Here is a 26,081-nt window from a genome sequence, read left to right on the forward strand (position 1 = left end):
TCCCGCGCTGCGTTTCCGTTAGCGCGAAAGAGGCGTGATTCTAAGCACCCGCCCTCGTCTGCGCAACCCCTTTGTGAAAATATTTTGAAAAGCCCCCGTGCGCTGCCGCGCACGGGGGCTTGGGGTTCGATGAACTACGTGCCTCCGGCGACCTTGAAGCGGCCAGCAATCCGTCGTTCTATATATATGGCGAGTTTACTTGCCGCCAGCCACGGCCTGCAGCCGCTCCACCGGCACCGCGTCGGCCATCGCCGCGTAACCGGCGTCGCTCGGGTGAATGCCGTCGCCGCTGTCGTAGCGGCGCTGCAGCACACTCGGGCGCGCCGGATCGCGCAGTACCGCGTCGAAGTCGACCACACCATCGAACCCGCCGCCGCTTCGGATCCACCGGTTCACCTCGAGCCGGATCGCCTCGCGCCCGGCCGGCAACGCCGCGGGCGTGAGCGTCGCACCGAAGATCTTCACCCCCTGGCGGTGTGCAGCCTCGATCAACCGGCGATAGCCGTCGATCAACGACGACGCCGTGACCTGCGTATGCGGGTTGTCGCAATCGAGCCCCGCGCGCGGCGGCATCGCCGCAAAGTTGATGTCGTTGATACCGATCAGCACGATCGCCGCCTTCACCCCCGCGCGCGACAGCGCATCGCGCTCGAACCGCGACGCCAGCGACGTGCCGTAGCACGCCGAATCGCTCAGCAGACGATTGCCGCTGATCCCGAGATTCACGACGCCAAGCGAATCCGAACCTGCCGCGGACAGTCGGCGCGCCAGCGCGTCGGGCCAGCGGCGGTTGCGGTTCAGGCTCGAGCGCAGCCCGTCGGTGATCGAGTCCCCGATCGCGGCGACGCTCGCCCGCGCGGCCCCGGCCTCGACAGCAAGTTCGGTCACCCACGCATACTGGGTAAAGCGCGCCCGGAATGCACCGCCGCCCGGATCGTTCACGTGGTCACCCGGCGCCGATACGTAATTGAACTGGTTCGACACGCGGTGCCACACGGTCATCCGCTGGTTCGCGCCCATCCGCAGACTGATCGCATACGGCTGCCCGGCCATCACGTCGATCGCCACCGCGTCGCTTTCGAGTTCCTGGCCCGGCGCGAGCGTCACCGACGCCTTGCCACCGAAGCGCACGGCAGCACTCGCCCCGTCGGCAAGCGCCGCGCCGTCACCCGCGCGCGCAAGACCGGCGCCCTCGATCACCAGCGGCGCGCGACCGTACGCATTGCTCACGCGAATCCGCGCGGCATGCCCCGATACCGTCGGGTAGACGATCTGACGGACCGTACGTCCGCCCACGTCGGGCGCGCGATAGAGCGGCGGCGGCGCAGCCAGGTCGGGAATCGGCTGCAATGCGGTCGCCCACGCGGCGACCCACCCGGCCGGTGCGGCCGAGGCGGCAAGCGGCGACAGGAACACGGACGCGCCCAGCACGGTCGCGACGAAACTGCTTCGAAATGACATCGGCGAAATCCTTATCGGAAAGCGGGCATTGTGCCGCAGAAGCCGCCAGTCTCACGCGCCGGACCGTCTTCTTGCCCTGGCGATCGCGCCCCGACGCCCCACGTTTACCCGAATCTCCCCGCAAATCCGCGAGAAATTTATTAACCGACCGGTCGGTTGGTTTATACTTCGCACACATTCAACCGGACGAGATCCTCCGCCATGTACACGCAATCCCTCGACATCCCCGGCAACGTCGCATCGCTCGACGCCGCAGCCGAGTCGCCCGAGCAGGCGCGGTTCGACGCGGTCATGGCCGCGGACGGCAAGATCGAACCGCAGGACTGGATGCCCGACGCCTATCGCAAGACGCTGGTGCGCCAGATTTCGCAGCACGCGCACTCGGAAGTCGTCGGCATGCTGCCGGAAGGCAACTGGATCTCGCGCGCGCCGAGCCTGAAGCGCAAGGCGATCCTGCTCGCGAAGGTCCAGGACGAAGCCGGTCACGGCCTCTATCTATATAGCGCGGCGGAAACGCTCGGCGTCTCGCGCGATTCGCTGATCGACGCGCTGCACGCCGGCAAGGCGAAATACTCGAGCATCTTCAACTACCCGACGCCGACCTGGGCCGACGTCGGCGTGATCGGCTGGCTCGTCGACGGCGCCGCGATCATGAACCAGATCCCGCTGTGCCGCTGCACGTATGGCCCGTACGCGCGCGCGATGATCCGCGTCTGCAAGGAAGAGTCGTTCCACCAGCGTCAGGGCTTCGATGCGCTGCTGTCGATGATGAAGGGCACCGACGCGCAGCGTGCGATGGTCCAGCAGGCGGTGAACCGCTGGTGGTGGCCCGTGCTGATGATGTTCGGCCCGAGCGACGCCGATTCGGTCCACAGCAACCAGTCCGCGAAATGGGGCATCAAGCGGATCACGAACGACGAGCTGCGGCAGAAGTTCGTCGACGCGACGGTCGACCAGGCGAAGGTGCTCGGCGTGACGCTGCCCGACCCCGACCTGAAATGGAACGAGGCACGCGGCCACCACGACTACGGCGCGATCGACTGGGACGAATTCTGGCGCGTCGTCAACGGCGACGGCCCGTGCAACAAGGAACGCCTCGCGACCCGCGTGAAAGCGCACGACGACGGCGCATGGGTGCGCGAAGCCGCGCTCGCGCACGAGGCGAAGCGCCGCGCCCGCGCCGAACAGCACGCCGCCTGAGCGGCAACCATCGAATACAGGATTCAGGAGAGAGTGATGAACAAGGAATGGCCGATCTGGGAAGTGTTCGTGCGCAGCAAGCAAGGCCTCGACCACAAGCATTGCGGCAGCCTGCACGCGGCCGACGCGTCGATGGCGCTGCGCATGGCGCGCGACGTCTACACGCGCCGCCAGGAAGGCGTGAGCATCTGGGTGGTGCCGTCGTCGGCGATCACCGCGTCGGATCCGGCCGAGAAGGCCGAGCTGTTCGAACCGGCGGGCGACAAGATCTACCGTCACCCGACGTTCTACACGCTGCCCGACGAAGTCAACCACATGTAACGCCCGCGCCATGACGATCACGCCCGAACACCTCTCCTACGTGCTGCGCCTCGCGGACAACGCGCTGATCCTCGGTCAGCGCAACGCCGAATGGTGCGGCCACGGCCCGATCCTCGAGGAAGACATCGCGCTCACCAACATGAGCCTCGACCTCATCGGCCAGGCCCGCATGCTGTATACGCACGCAGCCGAACTCGAGCGCCAGCTGAACGGCGCGACGAAGACGGAAGACGATTACGCGTACTTCCGCACCGAGCGCGAGTTCGCGAACTTCACGCTCGCCGAGCTGCCGCACTACGGCCCGATCGCCGGCACCGCGCACGCCGACAAGGATTACGCGGTGACGATCGTGCGCAACTTCCTCTACGCGACGCTGATGCTGCACGTGTGGACCGCGCTCGAAACGTCGACGGACGCGCAACTGGCCGCGATCGCCGCAAAATCGGTGAAGGAGACCCGCTATCACGTGCAGCACGCACGCGAATGGCTGGTGCGCCTCGGCGACGGCACCGACGAATCGCATCGCCGCGCTCAGGCCGCGCTGAACTACCTGATTCCGTACACGCGCGAATGCTTCGCGGCCGACGCGATCGACGAGGCGGTCTGCGCATCGGGCGTCGGCCCGGCACCGGCCGCGCTCGAAGCCGCATGGCGCGCGGACGTGGACGAAGCGCTCGCGGAAGCGACGCTCACCCTGCCGGCGCCCGTGCAGCACGTGAGCACCGGCAAGCAGGGCGAGCACTCGGAGCACATGGGCTACCTGCTCGCGGAAATGCAGAGCCTCGCGCGCCAGCACCCTGGCGCGACCTGGTAACCCGCCGCCCCAACGGAGCCCGACGATGTCCGTCCAGACCGCCGCCCCCGCCGACCCGACGCCCGCCGCGCACCGCAACGATCCGTTGCTCGCGCGCGCGTGGGACGTGCTCGAAGCCGTGCCCGATCCCGAGATTCCGGTCGTGTCGATCCGCGAGCTCGGCATCCTGCGCGACGTCCGTCGCGCGGACGACGGCCAGCTCGAAGTCGTGATCACGCCGACCTACTCCGGCTGCCCGGCGATGTCGCAGATCGCCGAGGACATCGCCGCGGCAATGCAGGCCGCCGACCTGCCGCCGCACCGGATCGAGACGGTGCTCGCCCCCGCGTGGACGACCGACTGGATCACGCAGGAAGCGCGCGACAAGCTGCGCGCGTACGGCATTGCGCCGCCCGTCGGCCAGTGCGGCAGCGCCCCGCCGCGGGAAAACGTCGTGCGTTTCGTGCCGCGCCCGGTCGCGGCGCCCGTGTGCCCGCGCTGCGGGTCAGCCAACACCGAGCGCCTCGCGCAATTCGCGTCCACGGCCTGCAAGGCGCTGTATCGCTGCGTCGACTGCCGCGAACCCTTCGACTACTTCAAACCTTACTGAAATGAAACAGCCCCCACGCTCTCTTCATTCGCTGCCCCCCGAGGGGGCCGACGCCCCCGTTGGGGCGGCCCGGCGGGGGTCGTCAACCCCGCAATTTCACCCGCTGCGTATCCGCGACGTACGGCCCGAGACCGCCGACGCCGTTACCGTCTCCTTCGACGTGCCGCCCGAGCTGCGCGACGCGTACCGCTTCACGCAGGGCCAGTTCGTCACGCTGAAGACCCACATCGACGGCGAGGAAACGCGCCGGTCGTACTCGATCTGCGTCGGCACGACCGACTACGACCGCGACGGCGAACTGCGCATCGGCATCAAGCGCGTGCGCGGCGGCCGTTTCTCGAATTTCGCGTTCGACACGCTGCAGCCGGGTCACACGATCGACGTGATGACACCGGACGGCCGCTTCTTCACGCATCTGAACGCGGACCACGGCAAGCAGTACGTCGCGTTCTCCGGCGGGTCGGGCATCACGCCGGTGCTCGCGATCGTGAAGACGACGCTCGAACTCGAACCGCGCAGCACGTTCACGCTGATCTACGGCAACCGCAGCGTCGACGCGATCATGTTCGCGGAGGAACTCGAGGACCTGAAGAACCGCTACATGAGCCGCTTCGTCCTGTACCACGTGCTGTCGGACGACCAGCAGGACGTCGAGCTGTTCAACGGTGTGCTCGACCAGGCGAAATGCGCGGAATTCCTCGCGACGCTGACGCCGGCCGACGCAATCGACGAAGCGTTCATCTGCGGCCCGGCGCCGATGATGGACGCGGCCGAAGCCGCGCTGAAGGCAGCCGGCGTGCCGCAGGCGAAAGTGCACGTCGAACGCTTCGGCACGCCGCTGCCGCAGGCAGGCGCGCCCGTCGTCGAGATCACTGACCAGACGCCGGCTGCCGACCTCGAAATCGTGCTCGACGGCAAGAAACGCAAGCTGCGCCTGCCGTACGAAGGCGTGAGCCTGCTCGACGTCGGCCTGCGCGCGGGCCTCGCGCTGCCGTACGCGTGCAAGGGCGGCGTGTGCTGCACGTGCCGGGCGAAGGTGGTCGAAGGCGAGGTCCGGATGGAGAAGAACTACACGCTCGAGGAACACGAAGTGAAGGACGGCTTCGTGCTCACGTGCCAATGCCACCCGATCAGCGACAAGGTCGTCGTGAGCTTCGACGAGCGTTGAGCGGCGTCGCGCCGGCGCGCCGCGCCGGTTTCTCGTCGTCACACATCTCGCTTACACTAGGGGCCGCCGGCCGGCTGGACGTCTTCACGTCCGCCCGGCCGGCGGTTTTCTTTTGTTGACGGCAGACCGATGAGTACCATTCACGTGATTCAGGGCGGCACCGCCGCCGCGTCGCTGCGCGAGGCCCTCGCGCAAGCCGGACGCGACGAGCGCGTCGTCGGATTGCTCGACGATCTCGCGGTCGGTCCGCTGAAGGGCGCCGACGAGACGCCCGACACGCGCGCCGCCTTCTGGCAGCGCGTGCTCGGCGACGCGATTCCCGACTGGAACGCGGAAATCGAAGGCGAATTCGACCGCCTCGACCAGCTCGCGACCGAGACGGGCCAGGTGGTCGTCTGGCACGCGCCGAGCGTCGGCGACAAACTGCTGCTGCGCCGCGTCGCCTATCACCTGCGCAACGTGCCGCAGCGCCTGAACGAGGTGCGGCTGTCGGCCGCGGACCTCGACGCGCCGCAGCGCGCGGCGCTGACCCGCACCGACCAGGCCTGTTCGACCGGGATGTTCTCGCCGGCGGCGCTCGCGCGCAAACGGCCGCTGGCCGCACCGATCTCGGTGCTGCGCATCGGCCGCCTCGCACTCGAATGGCAGGAGGCGAAGCACCTGAATGCCGAGTTGCGCTACTGGGTCAGCAACACCATCAAGAGCGGCCAATACGCGGACCTCGACGCGCTGATCGTCGCGCACGCGGAAACCGGCTGGCTGCCCGCTCGACGCGTCGTCGGCGGCATCATGGCCGGCGCCGACCGCGGCGGGCTGTTCGTCAGCGACTCGATCGCCTGGTGGCGCTGCCGCGAACTCGCGGCAGCCGGCCGGCTCGAACTGCAGGACGACGCGCCGGCCGCCCTTTCTTCCACGCAGGTGCGCGCGCCCGCCGCGCCTCGCTAACGCTACTCTTTCGCATTCGACCATGGCCCGTACCCGAGCGCCCGACCACGAATCCCAGCGCGAGCAGATCCTCGATCTCGCCGCCGAGAAATTCGCGCAGACGAGCTACCCGAGCACGTCGATGTCCGATCTCGCGACCGCGAGCGGCACGTCGAAGGCACGTCTCTATCACTATTACGAGAGCAAGGAAGCGATCCTGTTCGACCTGCTCGACCGCTACACGAAGCGGTTGATGCTGATCATCGCCGAGGTCGAAGGTGCGAGCCAGCGGCGCGGCCTCAGCGAACGCGACGCGTTCGCCGAGCTGGTGCGCGCGTTCCTCGCCGAGTACGAGACGTCGCACAGCCGCCATGTCGCGCTGCTCAACGACGTGAAGTATCTCGAGGACGCCCAGCGCGAAATCGTGCTCGACCGCCAGCGCGACATCGTCGCGGCATTCGCGCGCCAGCTCGCGCGCGCCTATCCGGACCGGATCTCGAAGGAAAACCAGACGTCGGTCACGATGATGGTGTTCGGGATGATCAACTGGACGTTCACATGGCTCAAGCCGGGGGGCCGCCTCGGCTACCGCGACTTCGCCGAGCAGGTGATCGACCTGATGGAGCACGGGCTGTCGTCCGGCGCGTGATTGCCGCGCAGCAGCATGCGTTGCGCGGCGGGTACACTGCGACAGGCCGCCGCGCATTTCATGTGATTAATTTCAAATCGCTTATAAATCAAATAGATAGCGAATGAACTAAGCGGATTTAGAATTCGCCCTCAGCACAAATAACGTCAAATACGGGTTTTCCCCAACCCGCTCGGGTAAAATGCTGTTGCATTGCACAAGCTGCTTGTGCGGCTACAGACTGAGGAACCCACGATGAACACGCAACTCGACCGCCGTGCCGATGCTGTCGGCCACGCCGGGACTGCGCCGGTTCTCGTCAGGGAACTGGCTTCCAAAGACCGTGAGCGAATGCTCACCCACTTTCTCTCGCTCAACGAAGAGGACCGCCTGCTGCGCTTCGGCCAGATGGTGCCCGACCACGTGATCGAGAACTATGTCCGTACGATCGACTTCGGTCGCGACACGGTGTTCGGCGTGTTCGACCATGGGCTTGAACTGATCGGCGTCGGCCACCTGGCGTATCTGCCCGCGGAAGGCGACAAGCGCACGGCCGAATTCGGCGTGTCGGTGCTCGAAAGCGCCCGCGGCCGCGGCGTCGGCTCGAAGCTGTTCGAGCGCGCGGCGATCCGCAGCCGCAACACCCGCGTGACGATGCTGTACATGCATTGCCTGTCGCGCAATGCGACGATGATGCACATCGCGAAGAAATCCGGGATGCGAATCGAATACGCGTACGGCGAAGCCGATGCGTACCTGTCGCTGCCGCCGGCCGACCACGCGACGATCCTCGCCGAGATGCTGCAGGAACAGGCCGCGGTGTTCGACTACGCGCTCAAGCGCCAGGCGCACCGCACGTCGAAGTTCATCGAATCGCTGATGCCCGCCGCGCTGACGGCATAACATCGGCCGACCGGGCTGCCCTTCGGGGCGCCCGGCCTTCCCTTCCTTCTCGCCTTCCCCCGCCGCGCACTAGCGCACCGAGCGGATCGGCAACGCCGTCGTCTCCTTGAAGCACTCGAGCGAGAAGCTCGTCTTCACGTCGATCACCGACGGATGGTGCAGCAAGTGCTCCTGCACGAAGCGGGAGAAGTGCGCCATGTCCTCGACCTGCACGCGAAGCAGGTAATCCATGTCGCCCGTCATCGCATGACACGCGACCACTTCCGGCCAGGTCTGCACGGCCGCGCGAAACAGTTCCGCGTGGGTCGCGCCCGCGCGCGCCGACGTCTCGTCGGCACGGACCGGCGCCAGGCCACCACGCTTCTCGAGCCGCACGCTCACGTATGCCAGCAGGTCGAGCCCGAGCTTCTGCGGATCGAGCAGCGCGACGTAGCCGGTGATCACGCCGATCTCCTCGAGCCGCCGGATCCGCCGCAGGCACGGGCTCGGCGACAGGTTCACGCGCTCGGCGATCTCCTGGTTCGACAGGCGGCCGTTCTCCTGAAGAATCGCCAGAATCCGCCGGTCGATGGCATCCAATTCGGCTTGCGCCATTTTCTGCCCTCCGTTGATTATTTCCAGACTGGAAATTGCGCCATCGTAGGCACGGACGATTAAGTTCGCAAGTTTTCGCTCGCGCCCGCCCGCTACACTTTGTCGCACGTACCGATTCGTTGCGCACGCCGACGCGTGCGCCGCGTTCGACATCGAACCGGGCCGCACACGCGCACGTCGCGCCGGCCGATCGCCCCGCACAGGAGACACGACATGCAGATCCCCAACTGGGACAACCCCGTCGGCACCGACGGCTTCGAATTCATCGAATACACCGCGCCGGATCCGAAAGCGCTCGGACAACTGTTCGAGCGGATGGGTTTCACCGCGATCGCCCGCCATCGTCACAAGGACGTGACGGTCTACCGCCAGGGCGACATCAACTTCATCATCAACGCCGAGCCCGATTCGTTCGCGCAGCGCTTCGCGCGCCTGCACGGCCCGTCGATCTGCGCGATCGCGTTTCGCGTGCAGGACGCCGCGAAGGCTTACCAGCACGCGCTCGAACTCGGCGCATGGGGCTTCGACAACAAGACAGGCCCGATGGAGCTGAACATCCCGGCGATCAAGGGCATCGGCGATTCGCTGATCTATTTCGTCGACCGCTGGCGCGGCAAGAACGGCGCGCAACCGGGCGCGATCGGCGACATCAGCATCTATGACGTCGACTTCGAACCGATCGCCGGCGCGAACCCGAACCCGGTCGGCCACGGCCTCACCTACATCGACCACCTGACGCACAACGTGCATCGCGGCCGCATGCAGGAATGGGCCGAGTTCTACAAGCGGCTGTTCAACTTCCGCGAAGTGCGCTATTTCGACATCGAAGGCAAGGTGACGGGCGTGAAGTCGAAGGCGATGACGTCGCCGTGCGGCAAGATCCGGATTCCGATCAACGAGGAAGGCTCGGACACGGCCGGCCAGATCCAGGAATACCTCGACGCCTATCACGGCGAAGGCATCCAGCACATCGCGCTCGGCACGAACGACATCTACGGCGCGGTGGACGGCCTGCGCGGCAAGGAAGTGAAGCTGCTCGACACGATCGACACGTATTACGAGCTGGTCGACCGCCGCGTGCCGAACCACGGCGAATCGCTGGACGAGCTGAAGAAGCGCAAGATCCTGATCGACGGCGCCCGCGACGACCTGCTGCTGCAGATCTTCACCGAGAACCAGATCGGCCCGATCTTCTTCGAGATCATCCAGCGCAAGGGCAACCAGGGCTTCGGCGAAGGCAACTTCAAGGCGCTGTTCGAATCGATCGAGCTCGACCAGATCCGCCGCGGCGTGGTCCAGGACAAGGCCTGACGCAGAAGGCCGCGCGGACCCCGGCTGGCCCGGGCGTCCGCGCGAACATCGGCGGCACAAAGAAAAAGGGCGGGAATCCTGCGATTCCCGCCCTTTCGTCGTTCCGGCGCGGCCCGGCGGCCGCGCGAACGGATCAACGCACGTTCGCCTTCGACACGACGGCACGTGCGGCCGCCGGCTGTGCGTCGGCATCCTGCGCCGGCGCGATCTGACGCATCTGCGCGCCGGCAGCCGCCAGTGCGCTCGCGCCGCGCGCGTGCACCGGGCCGGTCATCGCGAAGAACGCGGCGGACACGATCAGGAAACTCTGGATATGACGTGTGTTCATTGCACCTCCTGTAAAACTGCCGGCGCCTCCCCGGTTGCGTCGAAACGAGCCGACGCGACCGGGCACCTCCGGCAGGCCGATAAGATTAACGGCATTTGTCCGATGATGGGCGCGGCTTTACATGCCTTTACATGATGTAACGCATCGTCGCGCCATTTCGTCGGCGTGCCGCGGCACGCCGGCCGGTGGTCGGCGGGTTTATCCCAGTGCTACCATCACTTAAAACCGGCCAATATGCCGGCCACTGCCGACACGTTCACAAGACGTCGACGCAATCGAAGCTTTGGTGATCCCAAACTGGGTGGAGGAGACTGTTAATGAATGCCCCGCTAGACGCAGGCCAACGCGCATCGCTCGAAGCCGCGCTGAAGTCCGTCACGCTTGACGACAAATACACGCTCGAACGCGGCCGCGCGTACATGAGCGGCATCCAGGCGCTCGTGCGCCTGCCGATGCTGCAGCAGGAACGCGACCGCGCCGCCGGCCTCAATACGGCCGGCTTCATTTCCGGCTACCGCGGCTCGCCGCTCGGCGGCCTCGATCTGTCGCTCTGGAAAGCCAAGCAGCACCTGGCGGCCCACCAGATCGTCTTTCAGCCCGGCCTCAACGAAGATCTCGCCGCCACCGCCGTGTGGGGCTCGCAGCAGGTCAACCTGTACCCCGGCGCGAAGCACGACGGCGTGTTCGGCATGTGGTACGGCAAGGGCCCGGGTGTCGACCGCACCGGCGACGTCTTCAAGCACGCGAACTCGGCCGGCTCGTCGAAGCACGGCGGCGTGCTCGTGCTCGCCGGCGACGACCACGCGGCGAAATCGTCGACGCTCGCGCACCAGTCCGAACACATCTTCAAGGCCTGCGGGCTGCCGGTGCTGTTCCCGTCCAACGTGCAGGAATATCTCGACTTCGGCCTGCACGGCTGGGCGATGAGCCGCTACTCGGGCCTGTGGGTCGCGCTGAAGTGCGTGACGGACGTGGTCGAATCGTCGGCGTCGGTCGACATCGACCCGCATCGCACCGAGATCGTGCTGCCGACCGACTTCATCCTGCCGGAAGGCGGCCTGAACATCCGCTGGCCGGACCCGCCGCTCGTGCAGGAAGCACGGCTGCTCGACTACAAGTGGTACGCGGCGCTCGCCTATGTGCGCGCGAACAAGCTCGACCGGATCGAGATCGACTCGCCGAATGCGCGCTTCGGGATCATGACGGGCGGCAAGGCGTACCTCGACGTGCGCCAGGCGCTGACCGACCTCGGCCTCGACGACGAAACCTGTGCGCGGATCGGCATCCGCCTGTACAAGGTCGGCTGCGTGTGGCCGCTCGAAGCGCAGGGCGCGCAGGCGTTCGCGCGCGGCCTCGACGAAATCCTCGTCGTCGAGGAAAAGCGCCAGATCCTCGAATACGCGATCAAGGAAGAGCTGTACAACTGGCCCGATGCGCAGCGCCCGCGCGTGTTCGGCAAGTTCGACGAGAAGGACGGCGCCGGCGGCGAATGGTCGGTGCCGATGGGCAACTGGCTGCTGCCCGCGCACTACGAACTGTCGCCCGCGATCATCGCGAAGGCGATCGCGACGCGCCTCGAGAAGTTCGAGCTGCCGTCCGACGTGCGCGCGCGCATCGCCGCGCGGCTCGCGGTGATCAACGCGAAGGAAATGGCGCTCGCGAAGCCGCACGTGCAGACCGAGCGCAAGCCGTGGTTCTGCTCGGGCTGCCCGCACAACACGTCGACCAACGTGCCGGAGGGCTCGCGCGCGATCGCCGGGATCGGCTGCCACTACATGACGGTGTGGATGGACCGCAGCACGAGCACCTTCAGCCAGATGGGCGGCGAAGGCGTGCCGTGGATCGGCCAGGCACCGTTCACCGACGAGAAGCACGTGTTCGCGAACCTCGGCGACGGCACCTATTTCCACTCGGGCCTGCTGGCGGTGCGCGCGGCGATCTCGTCGAAGGCGAACATCACCTACAAGATCCTCTACAACGATGCCGTGGCGATGACGGGCGGCCAGCCGGTCGACGGCGTGCTGACGGTGCCGCAGATCACGCACCAGCTCGCGTCCGAAGGCGCGAAGAAGATCGTGATCGTCACCGACGAGCCGGAGAAGTACGACAGCCAGAAGGGCCTGCTCGCACCGGGCGTGACGATTCATCACCGCGACCAGCTCGACGACGTGCAGCGCGAGCTGCGCGAGATCGAAGGCACGACGATCCTGATCTACGACCAGACCTGCGCGACCGAGAAGCGCCGCCGCCGCAAGCGCGGCACGTATCCGGATCCGGCGAAGCGCGTCGTGATCAACGACGCGGTGTGCGAAGGCTGCGGCGACTGCTCGGTGAAGTCGAACTGCCTGTCGGTCGAGCCGCTCGAAACGGAATTCGGCACGAAGCGCCAGATCAACCAGTCGAGCTGCAACAAGGACTTCTCGTGCGTGAAAGGCTTCTGCCCGAGCTTCGTCACGGTCGAAGGCGGCCAGCTGAAGAAGCCGAAGGCCGTGTCGGTCGACGGCGGCGCGCTGCCGCCGATTCCGGAGCCGACGCTGCCGGCGATCGACCGTGCGTACGGCGTGCTCGTCACGGGCGTCGGCGGCACGGGCGTGGTCACGATCGGCGCGCTGCTCGGGATGGCCGCGCACCTGGAGAACAAGGGCGTGACCGTGCTCGACGTGACCGGCCTCGCGCAGAAGGGCGGCGCCGTGATGAGCCACGTGCAGATCTCGCACGCGCCGACCGACATCCACGCGACGCGGATCGCGATGGGCGAAGCCGACCTCGTGATCGGCTGCGACGCGATCGTCACGGCCGGCGACGAATGCACGTCGCGGATGCGGCACGACACGACGCGCGTGGTCGTCAACAGCGCGCAGACGCCGACCGCCGAGTTCATCAAGAACCCGAACTGGGCGTTCCCTGGCCTGTCCGCGGAGAACGACATCCGCGCGGCAGCCGGTGAAGCCGTCGACTTCATCGACGCGAACCGCTTCGCGGTCGCGCTGCTCGGCGACGCGATCTACACGAACCCGTTCGTGCTCGGCTACGCGTGGCAGAAGGGCTGGCTGCCGCTCACGCTCGCGTCGCTCGAACGCGCGATCGAGCTGAACGCGGTGTCGGTCGAGAAGAACCGCGCGGCGTTCGACTGGGGCCGCCGCGCCGCGCACGACCTCGCGAGCGTGAAGCAGGCCGCGGCCGGCGATGCACGCCACGCGCAGGGCGCCACGGTGATCGCGCTGCACACGAAGAAGGCGGTCGACGCGCTGATCGCGAAGCGCGTGGAGTTCCTCACCGCGTACCAGAACGCCGCGTACGCATCGCGCTATGCGGCCTTCGTCGACACGGTGCGGGCGGCCGAACGCGCGCTGGCGGACGGCGACGCCGTGCAGGAGCCGTTGACCGAAGCGGTCGCGCGCAACCTGTTCAAGCTGATGGCGTACAAGGACGAGTACGAGGTCGCGCGGCTGCAGTCCGATCCCGCGTTCCTCGCGCGCCTGTCGTCGCAGTTCGAAGGCGACTGGAAACTGAAGTTCCACCTCGCGCCGCCGCTGTTCGCGAAAACGGACGCACACGGCCATCTCGTGAAGAAGGCGTACGGCCCGTGGATGCTGTCGGCGTTCCGGCTGCTCGCGAAGGCGAAGTTCCTGCGCGGCACGGGGCTCGACCCGTTCGGCCGCACCGCGGAGCGCCGCACCGAGCGCGCGCTGATCAGCGAGTACGAAGCGCTGATCGGCGAAGTGCTGGGCAAGCTGAATGCGGCCAACCGCCCGCTCGCGCTCGAGCTCGCGGCGCTGCCGGACGGCATTCGCGGCTACGGCCACGTGAAGGAGAACAACCTGCGCGCGATACGCCAGAAGTGGGACACGCTGCTCGCGAAGTGGCGTTCGCCGACGGGCGGCCAGTCGCATCAGCAGGTCGCGTGACGGCGCGCGGCGGGTGTTCCCGGTCGGGACGCCCGCCGCCGCGTAGCCCCGCCCACGGCAGTGCATAAAAAAAACGCCACGGAACGCAGGTTCCGTGGCGTTTTTCATTGCGCCGCGCATGACGCGCGGCGCACGCGGGCGCGAACTTACTTCGTGTTCGCGTTCGCGGCGGCCACTGCCGTCATGTTGATGATCCGGCGCACGGTCGCGGCCGGCGTCAGGATGTGGACCGGCTTCGCCGCGCCGAGCAGGAACGGGCCGACCGTCACGCCTTCGCCGCCGACCATCTTCAGCAGGTTGTACGCGATGTTCGCCGCTTCGACGTTCGGCATGATCAGCAGGTTCGCTTCGCCCGACAGCGTCGTGCCCGGGAACGCGGCCTTGCGGACCGCTTCCGACAGCGCCGCGTCACCGTGCATTTCGCCGTCGACTTCGAGGTTCGGCGCACGCTCGCTGATCAGCTTGCGAGCCTCGGCCATGCGGCGCGACGATGCCGACGGCGCGCTGCCGAAGTTCGAGTTCGACAGCAGCGCGGCCTTCGGCGCGATGCCGAAACGCTCGATCTCGGCGGCCGCCTGGATCGTCATGTCGGCGAGCTGTTCCGCGCTCGGCACTTCGTTCACGTACGTGTCGCACAGGAACAGGTTGCGGCCCGGCAGCATCAGCAGGTTCATCGCCGCGTAGTGCTCGGCGCCCTGCGCACGGCCCAGCACCTGCTCGATGAACTTCAGGTGCGTGTGGTACGTGTCGATCATCCCGCAGATCATGCCGTCCGCGTCGCCCAGGTGCACGAGCATCGCGCCGATCAGCGTGTTGAACTTGCGCAGCGCGGCCTTCGCGACTTCCGGCGTGACGCCGTCACGCGCGCCGATCTCGTGGTATGCCTGCCAGTAGCGGTGGTAGCGCGTATCGTCTTCCGGATTCACGATCTCGAAATCGACGCCCGCCTTCAGCTTCGAGCCGATCTTCGCGAGGCGCATCTCGACGACCGACGGACGGCCGACGATGATCGGCTTCGCGATCTTTTCCTGCAGAACGAACTGCGCGGCGCGCAGCACGCGCTCGTCCTCGCCCTCGGCGAACACGATGCGGGCCTGCTTCGTCTTCGCGGTCGCGAACACCGGGCGCATCACCATGCCGGTGCGGTAGACGGTCGCGCCGAGTTGCTCGCGGTATGCGTCCATGTCCTGGATCGGACGCGTGGCGACGCCCGAATCCATCGCGGCTTGCGCGACGGCCGGCGCGATCTTGATGATCAGGCGCGGATCGAACGGCTTCGGAATCAGATAGTCCGGCCCGAACTCGAGCGAGTGGCCTTCATACGCCTTCGCGACTTCCTCGCTCTGGTCGGTTTCCTGCGCCAGCTCGGCGATCGCGCGCACGCACGCGAGCTTCATTTCTTCCGTGATCGTCGTCGCGCCGACGTCGAGCGCGCCGCGGAAGATGAACGGGAAGCACAGCACGTTGTTGACCTGGTTCGGGTAGTCCGAACGGCCGGTCGCGACGATCGCGTCCGGGCGCACGGCCTTCGCGTCTTCCGGGCGGATTTCCGGTTCCGGGTTCGCGAGCGCCAGGATCAGCGGGCGCTCGCCCATCGTCTTGACCATGTCCTGCTTCAGCACGCCCGCGCTCGAGCAGCCGAGGAACACGTCCGCGCCGACGATCGCGTCGGCGAGCGTGCGCGCGTCGGTGGTCGCCGCATAGCGCTGCTTCGACGGGTCGAGGTTGCCGCGCCCTTCGTAGATCACGCCCTTCGAATCGGCGACGAGGATGTTCGACTTCGTGAGACCCAGGTTCACCAGCAGGTCCAGACACGCGATCGCTGCCGCGCCCGCGCCGGAACACACGAGCTTCACTTCGGACAGCTTCTTGCCGACGACCTTCAGGCCGTTCAGGATCGCGGCCGACGCGATGATCGCGGTGCCGTGCTGGTCGTCGTGGAAGACGGGGATCTTCATGCGCTCGCGCAGCTTCTGCTCGATGTAGAAGCATTCCGGCGCCTTGATGTCCTCGAGGTTGATGCCGCCGAGGGTCGGCTCGAGCATCGCGATCGCCTCGACGAGCTTGTCGGGGTCGGACTCGGACAGTTCGATGTCGAACACGTCGATGCCCGCGAACTTCTTGAACAGGCAGCCCTTGCCTTCCATCACCGGCTTCGCGGCCAGCGGGCCGATGTTGCCGAGGCCCAGCACGGCCGTGCCGTTCGTGATGACGCCGACGAGGTTGCCGCGCGACGTGTACTTCTGCGCGTCGAGCGGATCGGCGTGGATCGCCTCGCACGCCGCGGCGACGCCCGGCGAATACGCGAGCGACAGATCGAGCTGGTTCGACAGCGGCTTGGTCGGGGTGACCGAAATCTTGCCGGGTTTCGGGTTCAGGTGATAAGCGAGAGCGGCCTGCTTCAGTTGTTCGTCCATGATTGACCTGCGAGAGACATGCGAAATTTTTGACGGTTCAGTACACAGCACCTTGGGCCGCGTCTGCTTGAATCGAGGGGGTGGTCGACTGCGAGACGGCACGCGACGCGCCGGGTCGGCACGCCATCGAACCTTGGCGGGTGGCAAGAGAAAAGTACAAAGTACTGAACGATTTCTAAGGGTCGCCTAGTGTACACCCCCTAAATGCCGCCTGTTGGTGCAGCGCGGCATCCTCGCCATCAGCATCGGGCTGGTCGTGCCCCGTTTGTTTCACCGGTGGCGAGCCGCACGTCGAACCTGCGCGAATTCCGCCGAAAACCGGCCTGAATCGGGTAAAATAGCGGGCTACGCGCGCAGCGATGCGATTGTTGGCCCGATGGGTCCGTCGATCGCACCCCGGCCCCTCGGGCAGGTTCCCCTTGCTGCGCCACCGGGCCCGCGCCCGCTCTTCGCTCATCACCCAAGGAATGCCCATGACAGGCTACGATCGTCAGTCGATCTCGGATACGACCGCCAAAATCCTGCTCGAAGTGCAGGCGGTGCACTTCAACGCCGAAAAACCGTTCATCTTCACGTCCGGCTGGGCAAGCCCCGTCTACATCGACTGCCGCAAGCTGATCTCGTATCCGCGCGTGCGTCGTGCGCTGATGGAAATGGCGGAAACGACGATCATGCGCGACGTCGGCTTCGAGCAGATCGACTCGGTGGCGGGCGGCGAGACGGCCGGCATCCCGTTCGCGGCATGGCTCGCGGACCGCATGATGGTGCCGATGCAATACGTGCGCAAGAAACCGAAGGGCTTCGGCCGCAACGCGCAGATCGAGGGTCATCTGGAAGAAGGCTCGCGCGTGCTGCTGGTGGAAGACCTGACGACCGACAGCCGCAGCAAGATCAACTTCGTCAACGCGCTGCGCACCGCGGGCGCGACGGTGAACCACTGCTTCGTGCTGTTCCACTACAACATCTTCAAGGAAAGCGTGTCGGTCCTGAAGGACATCGACGTCGACCTGCACGCGCTGGCGACCTGGTGGGACGTGCTGCGCGTCGCGAAGGCGTCGGGCTACTTCGAGACCAAGACGCTCGACGAAGTCGAGAAGTTCCTGCACGCGCCGGCCGAGTGGTCGGCCGCGCACGGCGGCGCGACGGCCCCGAAGGAGTAACGCCGAGCCGGCACGCAGCCGGCACCCTGGCTGAAAAAACCGCTCGCCTGGCCGCGAGCGGTTTTTTTTCGTCCGTCGATCGGCATCGCGGCCGGCCCGAATCGCTGGCCGCGGCATGCATCGCTCATCGAACCCTAATGCTAGACTTGATCCATCGTCGCCATCAGCTGCGCGGGCAACGCACAACGCCAACACAATGCCGGGAGCATCGGCCCGGCCCACGTGACGGGAGAAGCGCCATATGCGTGTGGATCGCCGGATCACTTCGCCTGCGTCCCCGGGTCGTTCGTCTCCGTTCATCGCCGTCCTGCTCTGCGCCGCCGCCGCGTGCGCTGCGTTCACCACCCTGCCCGCGCGCGCGGAAGGCCCGTTCACCGTGTCGAGCGACGAACTGACGCCCGGCGGGCGCGTCGGCGCCGCGAACGTGTTCGACCGCGGCGACTGCAAGGGCGACAACCGTTCGCCGCAGCTCAGGTGGCGCAATCCGCCGCCCGGCACGCGCGGCTACGCGATCACGATCTTCGATCCCGATGCACCGGGGCACGGCTGGTGGCACTGGGCCGTCGCCGGCATCCCGGCGAGCGTCACGAGCCTGCCGGCCGACGCGAGCGCATCGGGCTTCCTGCGTCGCATCGGTGCGAGCGAGGCGCGCAACGACTTCGGGATCGACGGCTACGGCGGCCCGTGCCCGCCGCCCGGCAAGCCGCACCGCTACGTGATCACCGTCTACGCGCTGAAGGGCACGGACCTGCGCATCGGGCAAGGACGCCCCGCCCCGATGTTCGAGCACGAAATCGGCACGCTGACGATCGGCACCGCGCAGCTCACGGTCACGTACGGGCAGTAAGCGCTCGCGTGTCCGCCGTGAGGCGTGTGGCGTGTATCGCCGACCGCCCGTCGCCCGTCGCCCGTCGCCGATTGCCGATTGCCGATTGCCGATTGCCGATTGCCGATTGCCGATCTCCGGTCGCCGATCTCCGGTTGCCGGTTGCCGGTTGCCGGTTGCCGGTTGCCGGTTGCCGGTTGCCGGTTGCCGGTTGCCGGTTGCCGGTCGCCGGTCGCCGGTCGCCGGTCGCCGGTCGCCGGTCGCCGGTCGCCGGTCGCCGGTCGCCGGTCGCCGGTTGCCGGTTGCCGGTTGCCGGTTGCCGGTCGCGATTGTCCGCGCCTGCGAATTTCTGTGCGCCGCCCGCGCGCTTTTCTCCCGTCATTTCGGCTTGCTAGACTCGGCGGCACCGGTCGCGGCATCCCGCCGCGCATCCGTCGCGCCGCCCGACCGCGGCGCGTGACGCGGCTGGCCGCGGTGCCCGCCGTTTCGTCCCCTTCCGGAGAACGCTTCATGTCGAACATCGTCATCGTCTATCACAGCGGCTACGGTCACACGCAGAAACTGGCCGACGCCGTCCATGCAGGCGCGCAGGACGCCGGCGCCACCGCACGCCTGATCGCCGTCGGCGAGCTCGACGACGCGGGCTGGGCCGCGCTCGATGCGGCGGACGCGATCGTCTTCGGCGCGCCGACCTACATGGGCGGCCCGTCCGCGCAGTTCAAGCAGTTCGCCGATGCCACGTCGAAACCGTGGTTCACGCAGAAATGGAAGGACAAGATCGCCGCGGGCTTCACGAACTCCGCGACGATGAACGGCGACAAGTTCTCGACGATTCAGTATTTCGTCACGCTGGCGATGCAACATGGGATGGTGTGGGTCGGCACGGGCATGATGCCGGCCAACTCGAAGGCGGCCACCCGCAACGACATCAACTACGTCGGCGGCTTCACGGGCCTGCTCGCGCAGTCGCCGGCGGACGCGACGCCCGACGAGGGCCCGCTGCCCGGCGACCTCGAGACCGCGAAGGCGTTCGGGCGGCGCGTCGCCGAAGCGACCGCCCGCTGGCTGGCCGGCAGCCGCTGAACGCGACGGCACGCGCGAGCGCTCGCGCCGCCGGTGACACGGCAACGCGGCGCAGGCGCGTGACAGGGACACAAGACGGCCCGCGGGCCGTCTTTTTTTCGCCCCGTGCGGTGCAGGCCCGCCGGATGACGTCTTAAAATGGCGGTTTCAGGGCGCCGCGGCTCCCGTTTCATTCAGTGAGAGCGAAATGAGCACCAAAGTTTTTGTCGACGGCCAGGAAGGTACGACCGGCCTCAAGATCTTCGAATACCTGTCGGCGCGCAGCGACATCGAGATCCTGCGCATCGATGAAGCGAAGCGCAAGGACGTCGACGAGCGCCGCCGCCTGATCAATGCGTCGGACGTCACGTTCCTGTGCCTGCCGGACGTCGCATCGCGCGAATCGGCATCGCTGGTCGAGAACCCGAACACGACGCTGATCGACGCGAGCACCGCGTTCCGCACGAGCGCCGACTGGGCATACGGCCTGCCGGAACTGACCCGCGCGCAGCGCGAGAAGATTCGCACGTCGAAGCGCATCGCCGTGCCGGGCTGCCACGCGTCGGCCTTCGTGCTCGCGATGCGTCCGCTCGTGGATGCCGGCATCGTCGCGCCGACCTTCGCCGCGCACAGCTACTCGATCACCGGCTACAGCGGCGGCGGCAAGTCGATGATCGCCGAATACGAAAACGCGGCGCCGGGCGGCAAGCTCGCGAGCCCGCGTCCGTACGCGCTCGCGCTGGCGCACAAGCACCTGCCGGAAATGGCCGCGCACACGGGCCTCGCGCACCCGCCGATCTTCACGCCGATCGTCGGGCCGTTCCTGAAAGGCCTGGCCGTGACGACCTACTTCTCGCCCGAACAGCTCGCGAAGCGCGCGACGCCGCAGGACGTGCAGCGCGTGTTCGCCGAGTACTACGCGGACGAGCCGTTCGTGCGCGTCGCGCCGTTCAACGCGGAGGCGAATCTCGACAGCGGCTTCTTCGACGTGCAGGCGAACAACGACACGAACCGCGTCGACCTGTTCGTGTTCGGCAACGAGGAGCGCTTCGTCACGGTCGCGCGCCTCGACAACCTGGGCAAGGGCGCATCGGGCGCCGCGATCCAGTGCATGAACCTCAACATCGGCGCCGCCGAGGATGCAGGCCTCAAGCGCTGATTCAACTTGCATGCGATGCAAAGCCGGCCGCTGGCCGGCTTTTTATTTGCCCGCATCAAGCAATAAATCAAAAATCCGGATCACGCATTTACAAATATTTACAAGCTTTCCGTTGCGTAATTGCCGGCAAATTAATTTACCCCTTTCTCCAGTCAATCCCGAATAGGGATAAACCGGATATCGCCGCTTTAAACGCTGCCGTTATACGCGTGAAGGCCTCGAGCGCCGTCCATGCGTGGCAGCCGCCCCGCTCCGGCAGCACTCTAGCGCCCTCCGCGCGTTTTAATTCTTACTGAAAGCGCTATCCCGCAAGGATTCATCGCGCGCGCGTTGTTTCAATCGTCTTTTTTAGACGAGTTCATCAATTGACAGCAAAAATCCTGGCAGCGACATTAGCTCGCACAATTAAACGATTGGAGACAGCGGCATGTCGCACGCCTTATCAAAGGGGGTGGCAACGGCCTTTGCCATCGCCCCTTTCCTGATTGCCTGTGGGGGAGGAGACGGCGGCTCGCCCGCGCCGATCGAGGCCCCTCAATGTTCCGGATCGAGCTGCGGCACGCAAGGGCCGCCGCCGTCGCAGCCCGTCAACGGCGCGCTGTGCCCGGCCGATGCCGACATCGTGAAGAGCACCTACCTCGGCGGCGCCGGCAGCGGCGAGATCGTCAGCGTCAACATCGACGCGGTCGCGATGACGTACACGCTCAAGTGGCTCGAATCGCCGATTCCGCTCGCGACCGGCACGGTCACGCCGAGCCGCGCCGGCACCACGATCACCGGCAAGGTCATCCACCCGCCGACCGGCGCGCTGCCGACCGCGGAGCAGACGCGCTGCGCGTTCGTCTTCACGCCGGGTTCGGGGAAGGCACCGAACGGCTCGACCTATTCGACGGCCGCCGACTTCAACCAGGCGAACCCGCCGATGCTGCTGGTCGGCATGGGCGTCGCGGGCGGCGGCATCCCCGGCGCGACGGTGCAGTACGACGGGCTGACGATCACCGTCGCCGGCGTCCCGATCTACAAAAACGTCGGCCAGGTGCCGAACCGCCACTTCGACTTCTACCCGTTCCTCGGCTTCGCGAACACGACGACCGACCTCACGAAGCTGCCTGGCACCTACAACGCGCTGCTCTACCACCTCGTGCCGTCGGGCAACTACGCGACGAAGGGCACGAATTCGAGCGAGACGTTCGATGCGAACGGCGCGTGCACGTCGACGAGTGCGGGGGGCTGCCAGACGACCGGCGATCCGTGGACCGTCAACACCGCGAACGGCGGCTACCTCGACAGCACGAAGGCACCGCAGATCCTGCCGCAGACGGCGCTGCCGATCGTCGGCACGACCGGCAAGTCGGCGACCGCGCACATGGTGATCGGCCAGCTCAACGGCGCGACCGTGCCGGTGGTGGTCCGCACCGGCTACGTGTATCTGGGCACCGACCTCGCGCTGCACACCGACGCCAAGGTCGACGACGAATCGGGCATCGCGGTGCTCGGCAAGGCAACGGCGATCCAGTCGGGCGCGATCGACGGCGGCTACGCGGGCGCGGATTCGAACTTCAAGTACACGGCGGCACTGATCCGCGGCAGCAACGCGTCGTTCATCAACCCGACCACGCAGGCCGAGGAAGACGCCTTCACGCTCGACTACGGTCAGGGAACGCCGGGCCTGCTGAACACGACGACGACGCCGGCGAACGGTGCGAGCTATCCGTCCGCATCGGGCGTGGTGATCGCGACGGGCGGCCTGTACGCGGCGCTGATCCAGGGCACGGTGAACGGCGGCGTCACGTCGACGTCGGCGAACTCGAGCACGTCGTCGACACCGTACTTCGGCGTGGGCGCGCAGATCAGCAAGTAACGATCGAGGACGCGGCGGCCGGTGCGCCGCCGCGGGATGCAGGGAAGGCACGCAACGACGGCGCCCGGCACGGCGCAGCAGCACGAGCACAAGCAACAGAAGCGGCCGACAGGGAGCCGGCCGCCCGACAAGACAAATCTGGAGGAGCAACATGAAGCGCAACCTCGTTCTCGCGGCGGCCCTTGCCGCCCCCCTTCTTTCCGCATGCGGCGGTGGCGGCGGCGATAACCCGCCCCCGCTCGTCGAAGACCGGCTCTGCCCCGCCACGCTCGACTACAACACCGTGTACACCGGCGGCGCGGGCAGCGGCGAACTGGCCAAGGTCCAGCTCGACACGACCAAGATGACCTGGCAGGTCACCTATGTCGAATCGCCGGTGCCGCAAAAGACCGGTACCGTCACGCCGACCCGCGCGGGCACCGTCGACAGCGGCACGCTCACGCAGGAAACGATGCTGCCGACCAACAAGCTGAACCAGTGCGCATTCCGGCTGAACGGCGCGAGCCTCGATGCGTCGCGTCCGGCGCGCATCTTCGTCGGCTTCGGTGTCGCGGGCGGCACGATTCCCGGCAAGGAGATCCAGTTCGACGGCGTGCTCGGCCAGGCCGCGGTGCCCGACACGAAATTCCCGTATTACCCGTTCATCGGCTTCTCGTCGATCGAAACCGACATCACGAAGGTCGCGGGCACGTACAGCCACATCGGCTTCGGCGAAGTGCCGTCGCAGAAATTCGCGCCGGCATCGATCGATGCGAAGGTGACGATCAATGCGGACGGCACGTGGACCAAGTGCGACACGACCGGCCAGTTCGCCGGCGGCGCGTGCATGCAGCAGGGCACGAACTTCGTGCAGTCGGCCGACGGCAGCGGCGCGTTCCAGAGCAACAATTACCGGAGCCAGCTGAGCCCGACGCTGTCGGCGACGCCGCAAGGCAAGGGCTTCATGATCGTCGGCAAGCTGCGCAACCAGCTGGTGCCGATCCTCGTGCGCACGGGTGTCGCGAACCCGAACCCGACGCCCGACAGCAACGGTGTGCCGGGCCTGACCGCCGACGACGAATCGAGCATCTCGATCCTCGCGCCGCAGACCGCGATCGCGGCCGGGTCGCAAAACGGCGAATACATCGGCGTCGACAGCCAGTTCGACTACCGGACCACCGCGCTGATCAACAACCAGGCCACGCTGCTCGATCCGTTCCAGCCGTCGCAGGCCTCGCTCGCGACCCCGCTCGACCTGGACTACACGCAGAAGGTGCCGGGCACGGTCACGACGATCCACACGGGTTCGGGCAGCACGTCGCCGACCGGGAAGTTCATCTTCACGGGTGGCGTGTTCGGTTTCCTCGACAACGCGGGTTCGACGCCGTATTTCACGATCGGCGCGTTCGTCCAGTAAGCGGAGGAAGCCGTGATGAAGAAGACCCTTCTCTGCGCGGCGGCCGGCGCCGCCGCCCTGGCGCCGCTCGCGGCGCACGCGCAGAGCGCCGGCAGCAACGTCGTCACGCTGGGCTGGTTCCACGTGATGCCTCAGCAGAGCAGCACGCCGATGACGACCAACGTCGCGCCGACGCCGATCAACACGCCGCTGCGGCTGCCGCCGTCGTTCACGTCGCCGGGCACCGGGCTGCGTACGAGCGGCGCCGACACGGTCGGCCTGACGGTCAGCCACTTCCTGACCGACCACATCGCGGTCACGTCGGTGGCGGGCGTGCCGCCGGTGTTCAAGGTGTCGGGTCAAGGCACGATCAAGCCGCCCGGCCCGGCCGGCGCGCTCGGCACGCAGAACATCGGCCTCGCGTCGGTCAACCCGATCGTGAAGAGCGTGCGGCAGTGGAGCCCGGCGGCGATCCTGCAGTACTACTTCGGGGCGGCGACCGCGAAGTTCCGGCCGTTCCTCGGCCTCGGCGTGTCGTACAACTGGTTCAGCGACCTGCAACTCAACACGAACTTCATCAAGCAGACGCAGGACAACCTCGGCGCGATTCTCGCCGCGGGCGCGGGCAAGCCGGGTACGACATCGGTGGAAGCGAAGGCGTCGTCGTCATGGCAGCCGGTGTTCAACGCGGGCCTGCAGTACAACATGACCGAGCATTTCGGGCTGGTCGCGTCGGTGACCTACATCCCGCTGAAGACGACGTCGACGGTGACGATCAAGGCGGCCGACGGCACGGTGCTCTCCGAGTCGAAATCGGACCTGAAGGCCGACCCGATCATCAGCTACGTCGGGATGACCTACAAGTTCTGATGCCGGCGATGGAGGACGGAGAATGAATGGACGGCCCGCGCAAAAAACGCGGGCAAAAAAAAGCCCGCCTAAGAGGCGGGCTGAATCCATATCAGAGGAGACATGGAGGAGACAGGTGTAACTATAGCGAATCAGTTTCCGCATTGCAACATTTCCGTAGAGAAAATAAGGATTTTCCCTCGACTGCGCACTCTAGATCGCTAGTTCGAATCCGACCCCTTCCCGTTCTCCCGGTCGAGCACCTCGCCCAGCGTGTCGCGCAGCAGCGCGACCGGCCGCGTCAGGCGGCCCGGCAGCGCGCCGTGCACGATCCACACGTTGATCCGCGTTTCCAGCCCCGCCGTTTCCACCACCCTCAGCGCATCGCGATGCTTGCTGCGCGCCAGTGCGTTCGGCGACGCGATCCCGATGCCGGCACCGCGCGCGACGAGCGACAGCTGCAGCTCGGAGCCGAACGCCTCGACCGCGACGTCGAACGGCAGCCCCGCAGCGCCAAGCGCGCGGCTCAGGGCCGAACGCATCCCGCAGCCGTCCTGGCTCAGCACCCACGGAAAACCCGACAGCACGTCGAGCGACAGCGGACCGGCCGGCAGCGGGAAATCGCGCGCGGCGACCAGCACCGTCGGCTGCGTGCCGAGCGGCGTGGCCGTCAGCGTGTCGGGCAACGCCGCGCTGGCCGGCACCATGACCGCCGCGACATCGAGCGTGCCGCGCTCGATGCCCTGCACAAGCGCCGGCGACCAGCCGGCCGTCACGCGCAGCGTCAGCCGCGGAAACGCGTCGCGCAGCCGGTCGATCGGCCGCTCGAGCGCCAGCTCGGACAGGAACGGCGGCACGCCGATGCGCAGTTCGCCCGACGGCTCGCTGTCGGGCGCGCCGGCCGCCATCAACGCGTCGACCGCACCCAGCACGTTGCGCGCGAGCGCATAGACGTCGCGCCCGGCGGCGGTCGGCTTCAGCGGCTTGCTCTGCCGCTCGAGCAGCGGCATGCCCAAAAGCGTCTCGAGGTTCTGCACGCGTCGCGTGAGGCCCGGCTGCGTCAGATGGAGCTTCGCCGCGGCCGCGACCATCGACCCGCTGTCGACCACCGCGACGAACGCCTGGAGATCACGCGTATTCAAAGCAAACTCGCATAATCATGTTAGACATATTTCAATTGTCGCATAAACATCCGACACCTACGATGGGGATTCCTTCGCTCG

22 protein-coding genes are annotated in these 26,081 nt (G+C 66.9%); 17 read left to right on the forward strand and 5 right to left on the reverse strand.

What is annotated here, in order from left to right; all coding sequences use genetic code 11:
- Nucleotides 1-195 precede the first annotated feature (195 nt).
- Complete coding sequence (locus U4Z31_RS15250; protein WP_321810717.1) at nucleotides 196-1,461, reverse strand: SGNH/GDSL hydrolase family protein; 1,266 nt, start codon at nucleotides 1,459-1,461, stop codon at nucleotides 196-198.
- 201 nt (nucleotides 1,462-1,662) lie between these two features.
- Here U4Z31_RS15250 and paaA point away from each other — a divergent pair, with 201 nt between their 5' ends.
- The 8 genes from paaA to U4Z31_RS15290 all read left to right on the forward strand — a co-directional run bounded on the left by paaA (nucleotide 1,663) and on the right by U4Z31_RS15290 (nucleotide 8,008).
- The gene (paaA, locus tag U4Z31_RS15255) at nucleotides 1,663-2,661 is read left to right on the forward strand and encodes a 1,2-phenylacetyl-CoA epoxidase subunit PaaA (RefSeq protein WP_321810718.1); all 999 of its coding nucleotides are present in this window, start codon (nucleotides 1,663-1,665) and stop codon (nucleotides 2,659-2,661) included.
- Nucleotides 2,662-2,697: 36 nt separating this feature from the next.
- Complete coding sequence (gene paaB / locus U4Z31_RS15260) at nucleotides 2,698-2,982, forward strand: 1,2-phenylacetyl-CoA epoxidase subunit PaaB (RefSeq protein ID WP_006752453.1); 285 nt, start codon at nucleotides 2,698-2,700, stop codon at nucleotides 2,980-2,982.
- Nucleotides 2,983-2,992: 10 nt separating this feature from the next.
- On the forward strand, nucleotides 2,993-3,796 hold the full coding sequence (paaC, locus tag U4Z31_RS15265; RefSeq protein ID WP_321810719.1) for a 1,2-phenylacetyl-CoA epoxidase subunit PaaC: 804 nt from the start codon (nucleotides 2,993-2,995) through the stop codon (nucleotides 3,794-3,796).
- Between the two features lie 25 nt (nucleotides 3,797-3,821).
- Nucleotides 3,822-4,385: a 1,2-phenylacetyl-CoA epoxidase subunit PaaD gene (paaD, locus tag U4Z31_RS15270; RefSeq protein ID WP_321810720.1), complete on the forward strand. Its 564-nt coding sequence runs from the start codon at nucleotides 3,822-3,824 to the stop codon at nucleotides 4,383-4,385.
- A 31-nt stretch (nucleotides 4,386-4,416) separates the two neighbouring features.
- Nucleotides 4,417-5,553, forward strand: a complete 1,137-nt coding sequence (paaE, locus tag U4Z31_RS15275; protein ID WP_044846378.1) for a 1,2-phenylacetyl-CoA epoxidase subunit PaaE — start codon at nucleotides 4,417-4,419, stop codon at nucleotides 5,551-5,553.
- 129 nt (nucleotides 5,554-5,682) lie between these two features.
- The gene (locus U4Z31_RS15280; RefSeq protein WP_044846320.1) at nucleotides 5,683-6,498 is read left to right on the forward strand and encodes a DUF1835 domain-containing protein; all 816 of its coding nucleotides are present in this window, start codon (nucleotides 5,683-5,685) and stop codon (nucleotides 6,496-6,498) included.
- Between the two features lie 22 nt (nucleotides 6,499-6,520).
- Nucleotides 6,521-7,126 carry a TetR/AcrR family transcriptional regulator gene (locus tag U4Z31_RS15285; RefSeq protein ID WP_059682891.1) on the forward strand — a complete coding sequence of 202 codons (606 nt, stop codon included), beginning with the start codon at nucleotides 6,521-6,523 and terminating at the stop codon, nucleotides 7,124-7,126.
- Between the two features lie 234 nt (nucleotides 7,127-7,360).
- Nucleotides 7,361-8,008 carry a GNAT family N-acetyltransferase gene (locus tag U4Z31_RS15290; RefSeq protein WP_044846322.1) on the forward strand — a complete coding sequence of 216 codons (648 nt, stop codon included), beginning with the start codon at nucleotides 7,361-7,363 and terminating at the stop codon, nucleotides 8,006-8,008.
- Between the two features lie 69 nt (nucleotides 8,009-8,077).
- Here U4Z31_RS15290 and U4Z31_RS15295 read toward each other — a convergent pair whose 3' ends face one another.
- Complete coding sequence (locus U4Z31_RS15295; protein ID WP_011655746.1) at nucleotides 8,078-8,602, reverse strand: Lrp/AsnC family transcriptional regulator; 525 nt, start codon at nucleotides 8,600-8,602, stop codon at nucleotides 8,078-8,080.
- 213 nt (nucleotides 8,603-8,815) lie between these two features.
- Here U4Z31_RS15295 and hppD point away from each other — a divergent pair, with 213 nt between their 5' ends.
- Nucleotides 8,816-9,913, forward strand: coding sequence for a 4-hydroxyphenylpyruvate dioxygenase (gene hppD, locus U4Z31_RS15300; protein WP_321810721.1), 1,098 nt, complete (start codon nucleotides 8,816-8,818; stop codon nucleotides 9,911-9,913).
- Nucleotides 9,914-10,046: 133 nt separating this feature from the next.
- On the opposite strand, the gene U4Z31_RS15305 is transcribed toward hppD, so the two are convergent.
- Nucleotides 10,047-10,241 carry a hypothetical protein gene (locus U4Z31_RS15305; RefSeq protein WP_044846325.1) on the reverse strand — a complete coding sequence of 65 codons (195 nt, stop codon included), beginning with the start codon at nucleotides 10,239-10,241 and terminating at the stop codon, nucleotides 10,047-10,049.
- A 317-nt stretch (nucleotides 10,242-10,558) separates the two neighbouring features.
- Between U4Z31_RS15305 and U4Z31_RS15310 the strand changes: the two genes are divergently transcribed.
- The gene (locus U4Z31_RS15310; protein ID WP_321810722.1) at nucleotides 10,559-14,149 is read left to right on the forward strand and encodes an indolepyruvate ferredoxin oxidoreductase family protein; all 3,591 of its coding nucleotides are present in this window, start codon (nucleotides 10,559-10,561) and stop codon (nucleotides 14,147-14,149) included.
- A 146-nt stretch (nucleotides 14,150-14,295) separates the two neighbouring features.
- On the opposite strand, the gene U4Z31_RS15315 is transcribed toward U4Z31_RS15310, so the two are convergent.
- On the reverse strand, nucleotides 14,296-16,566 hold the full coding sequence (locus tag U4Z31_RS15315; protein WP_044846327.1) for an NADP-dependent malic enzyme: 2,271 nt from the start codon (nucleotides 16,564-16,566) through the stop codon (nucleotides 14,296-14,298).
- 473 nt (nucleotides 16,567-17,039) lie between these two features.
- Between U4Z31_RS15315 and U4Z31_RS15320 the strand changes: the two genes are divergently transcribed.
- The 7 genes from U4Z31_RS15320 (at nucleotide 17,040) to U4Z31_RS15350 (ending at nucleotide 24,879) form a co-directional block, all read left to right on the forward strand.
- Nucleotides 17,040-17,726, forward strand: a complete 687-nt coding sequence (locus tag U4Z31_RS15320) for an orotate phosphoribosyltransferase (protein WP_006752465.1) — start codon at nucleotides 17,040-17,042, stop codon at nucleotides 17,724-17,726.
- A gap of 241 nt (nucleotides 17,727-17,967) precedes the next feature.
- Nucleotides 17,968-18,573: a YbhB/YbcL family Raf kinase inhibitor-like protein gene (locus tag U4Z31_RS15325; RefSeq protein ID WP_044846328.1), complete on the forward strand. Its 606-nt coding sequence runs from the start codon at nucleotides 17,968-17,970 to the stop codon at nucleotides 18,571-18,573.
- Between the two features lie 489 nt (nucleotides 18,574-19,062).
- The gene (locus U4Z31_RS15330) at nucleotides 19,063-19,635 is read left to right on the forward strand and encodes a flavodoxin family protein (RefSeq protein WP_321810723.1); all 573 of its coding nucleotides are present in this window, start codon (nucleotides 19,063-19,065) and stop codon (nucleotides 19,633-19,635) included.
- A 187-nt stretch (nucleotides 19,636-19,822) separates the two neighbouring features.
- A complete protein-coding gene (argC, locus tag U4Z31_RS15335) occupies nucleotides 19,823-20,773 on the forward strand; it encodes an N-acetyl-gamma-glutamyl-phosphate reductase (RefSeq protein WP_321810724.1) in 951 nt (316 codons plus the stop codon).
- Between the two features lie 427 nt (nucleotides 20,774-21,200).
- Complete coding sequence (locus U4Z31_RS15340; RefSeq protein WP_321810725.1) at nucleotides 21,201-22,634, forward strand: DUF2957 domain-containing protein; 1,434 nt, start codon at nucleotides 21,201-21,203, stop codon at nucleotides 22,632-22,634.
- 151 nt (nucleotides 22,635-22,785) lie between these two features.
- Nucleotides 22,786-24,030 carry a DUF2957 domain-containing protein gene (locus U4Z31_RS15345; RefSeq protein ID WP_044846332.1) on the forward strand — a complete coding sequence of 415 codons (1,245 nt, stop codon included), beginning with the start codon at nucleotides 22,786-22,788 and terminating at the stop codon, nucleotides 24,028-24,030.
- A 15-nt stretch (nucleotides 24,031-24,045) separates the two neighbouring features.
- Nucleotides 24,046-24,879: an OmpW/AlkL family protein gene (locus U4Z31_RS15350; protein WP_044846333.1), complete on the forward strand. Its 834-nt coding sequence runs from the start codon at nucleotides 24,046-24,048 to the stop codon at nucleotides 24,877-24,879.
- 200 nt (nucleotides 24,880-25,079) lie between these two features.
- On the opposite strand, the gene U4Z31_RS15355 is transcribed toward U4Z31_RS15350, so the two are convergent.
- Nucleotides 25,080-26,000 (reverse strand): LysR family transcriptional regulator, encoded by a 921-nt coding sequence (locus U4Z31_RS15355; RefSeq protein ID WP_044846334.1) that lies wholly within the window; start codon nucleotides 25,998-26,000, stop codon nucleotides 25,080-25,082.
- Between the last annotated feature and the right edge of the window lie 81 nt (nucleotides 26,001-26,081).

Origin of the sequence: Burkholderia sp. BCC1985 (genome assembly GCF_905339915.1) — a bacterium.
Classification (GTDB): domain Bacteria; phylum Pseudomonadota; class Gammaproteobacteria; order Burkholderiales; family Burkholderiaceae; genus Burkholderia.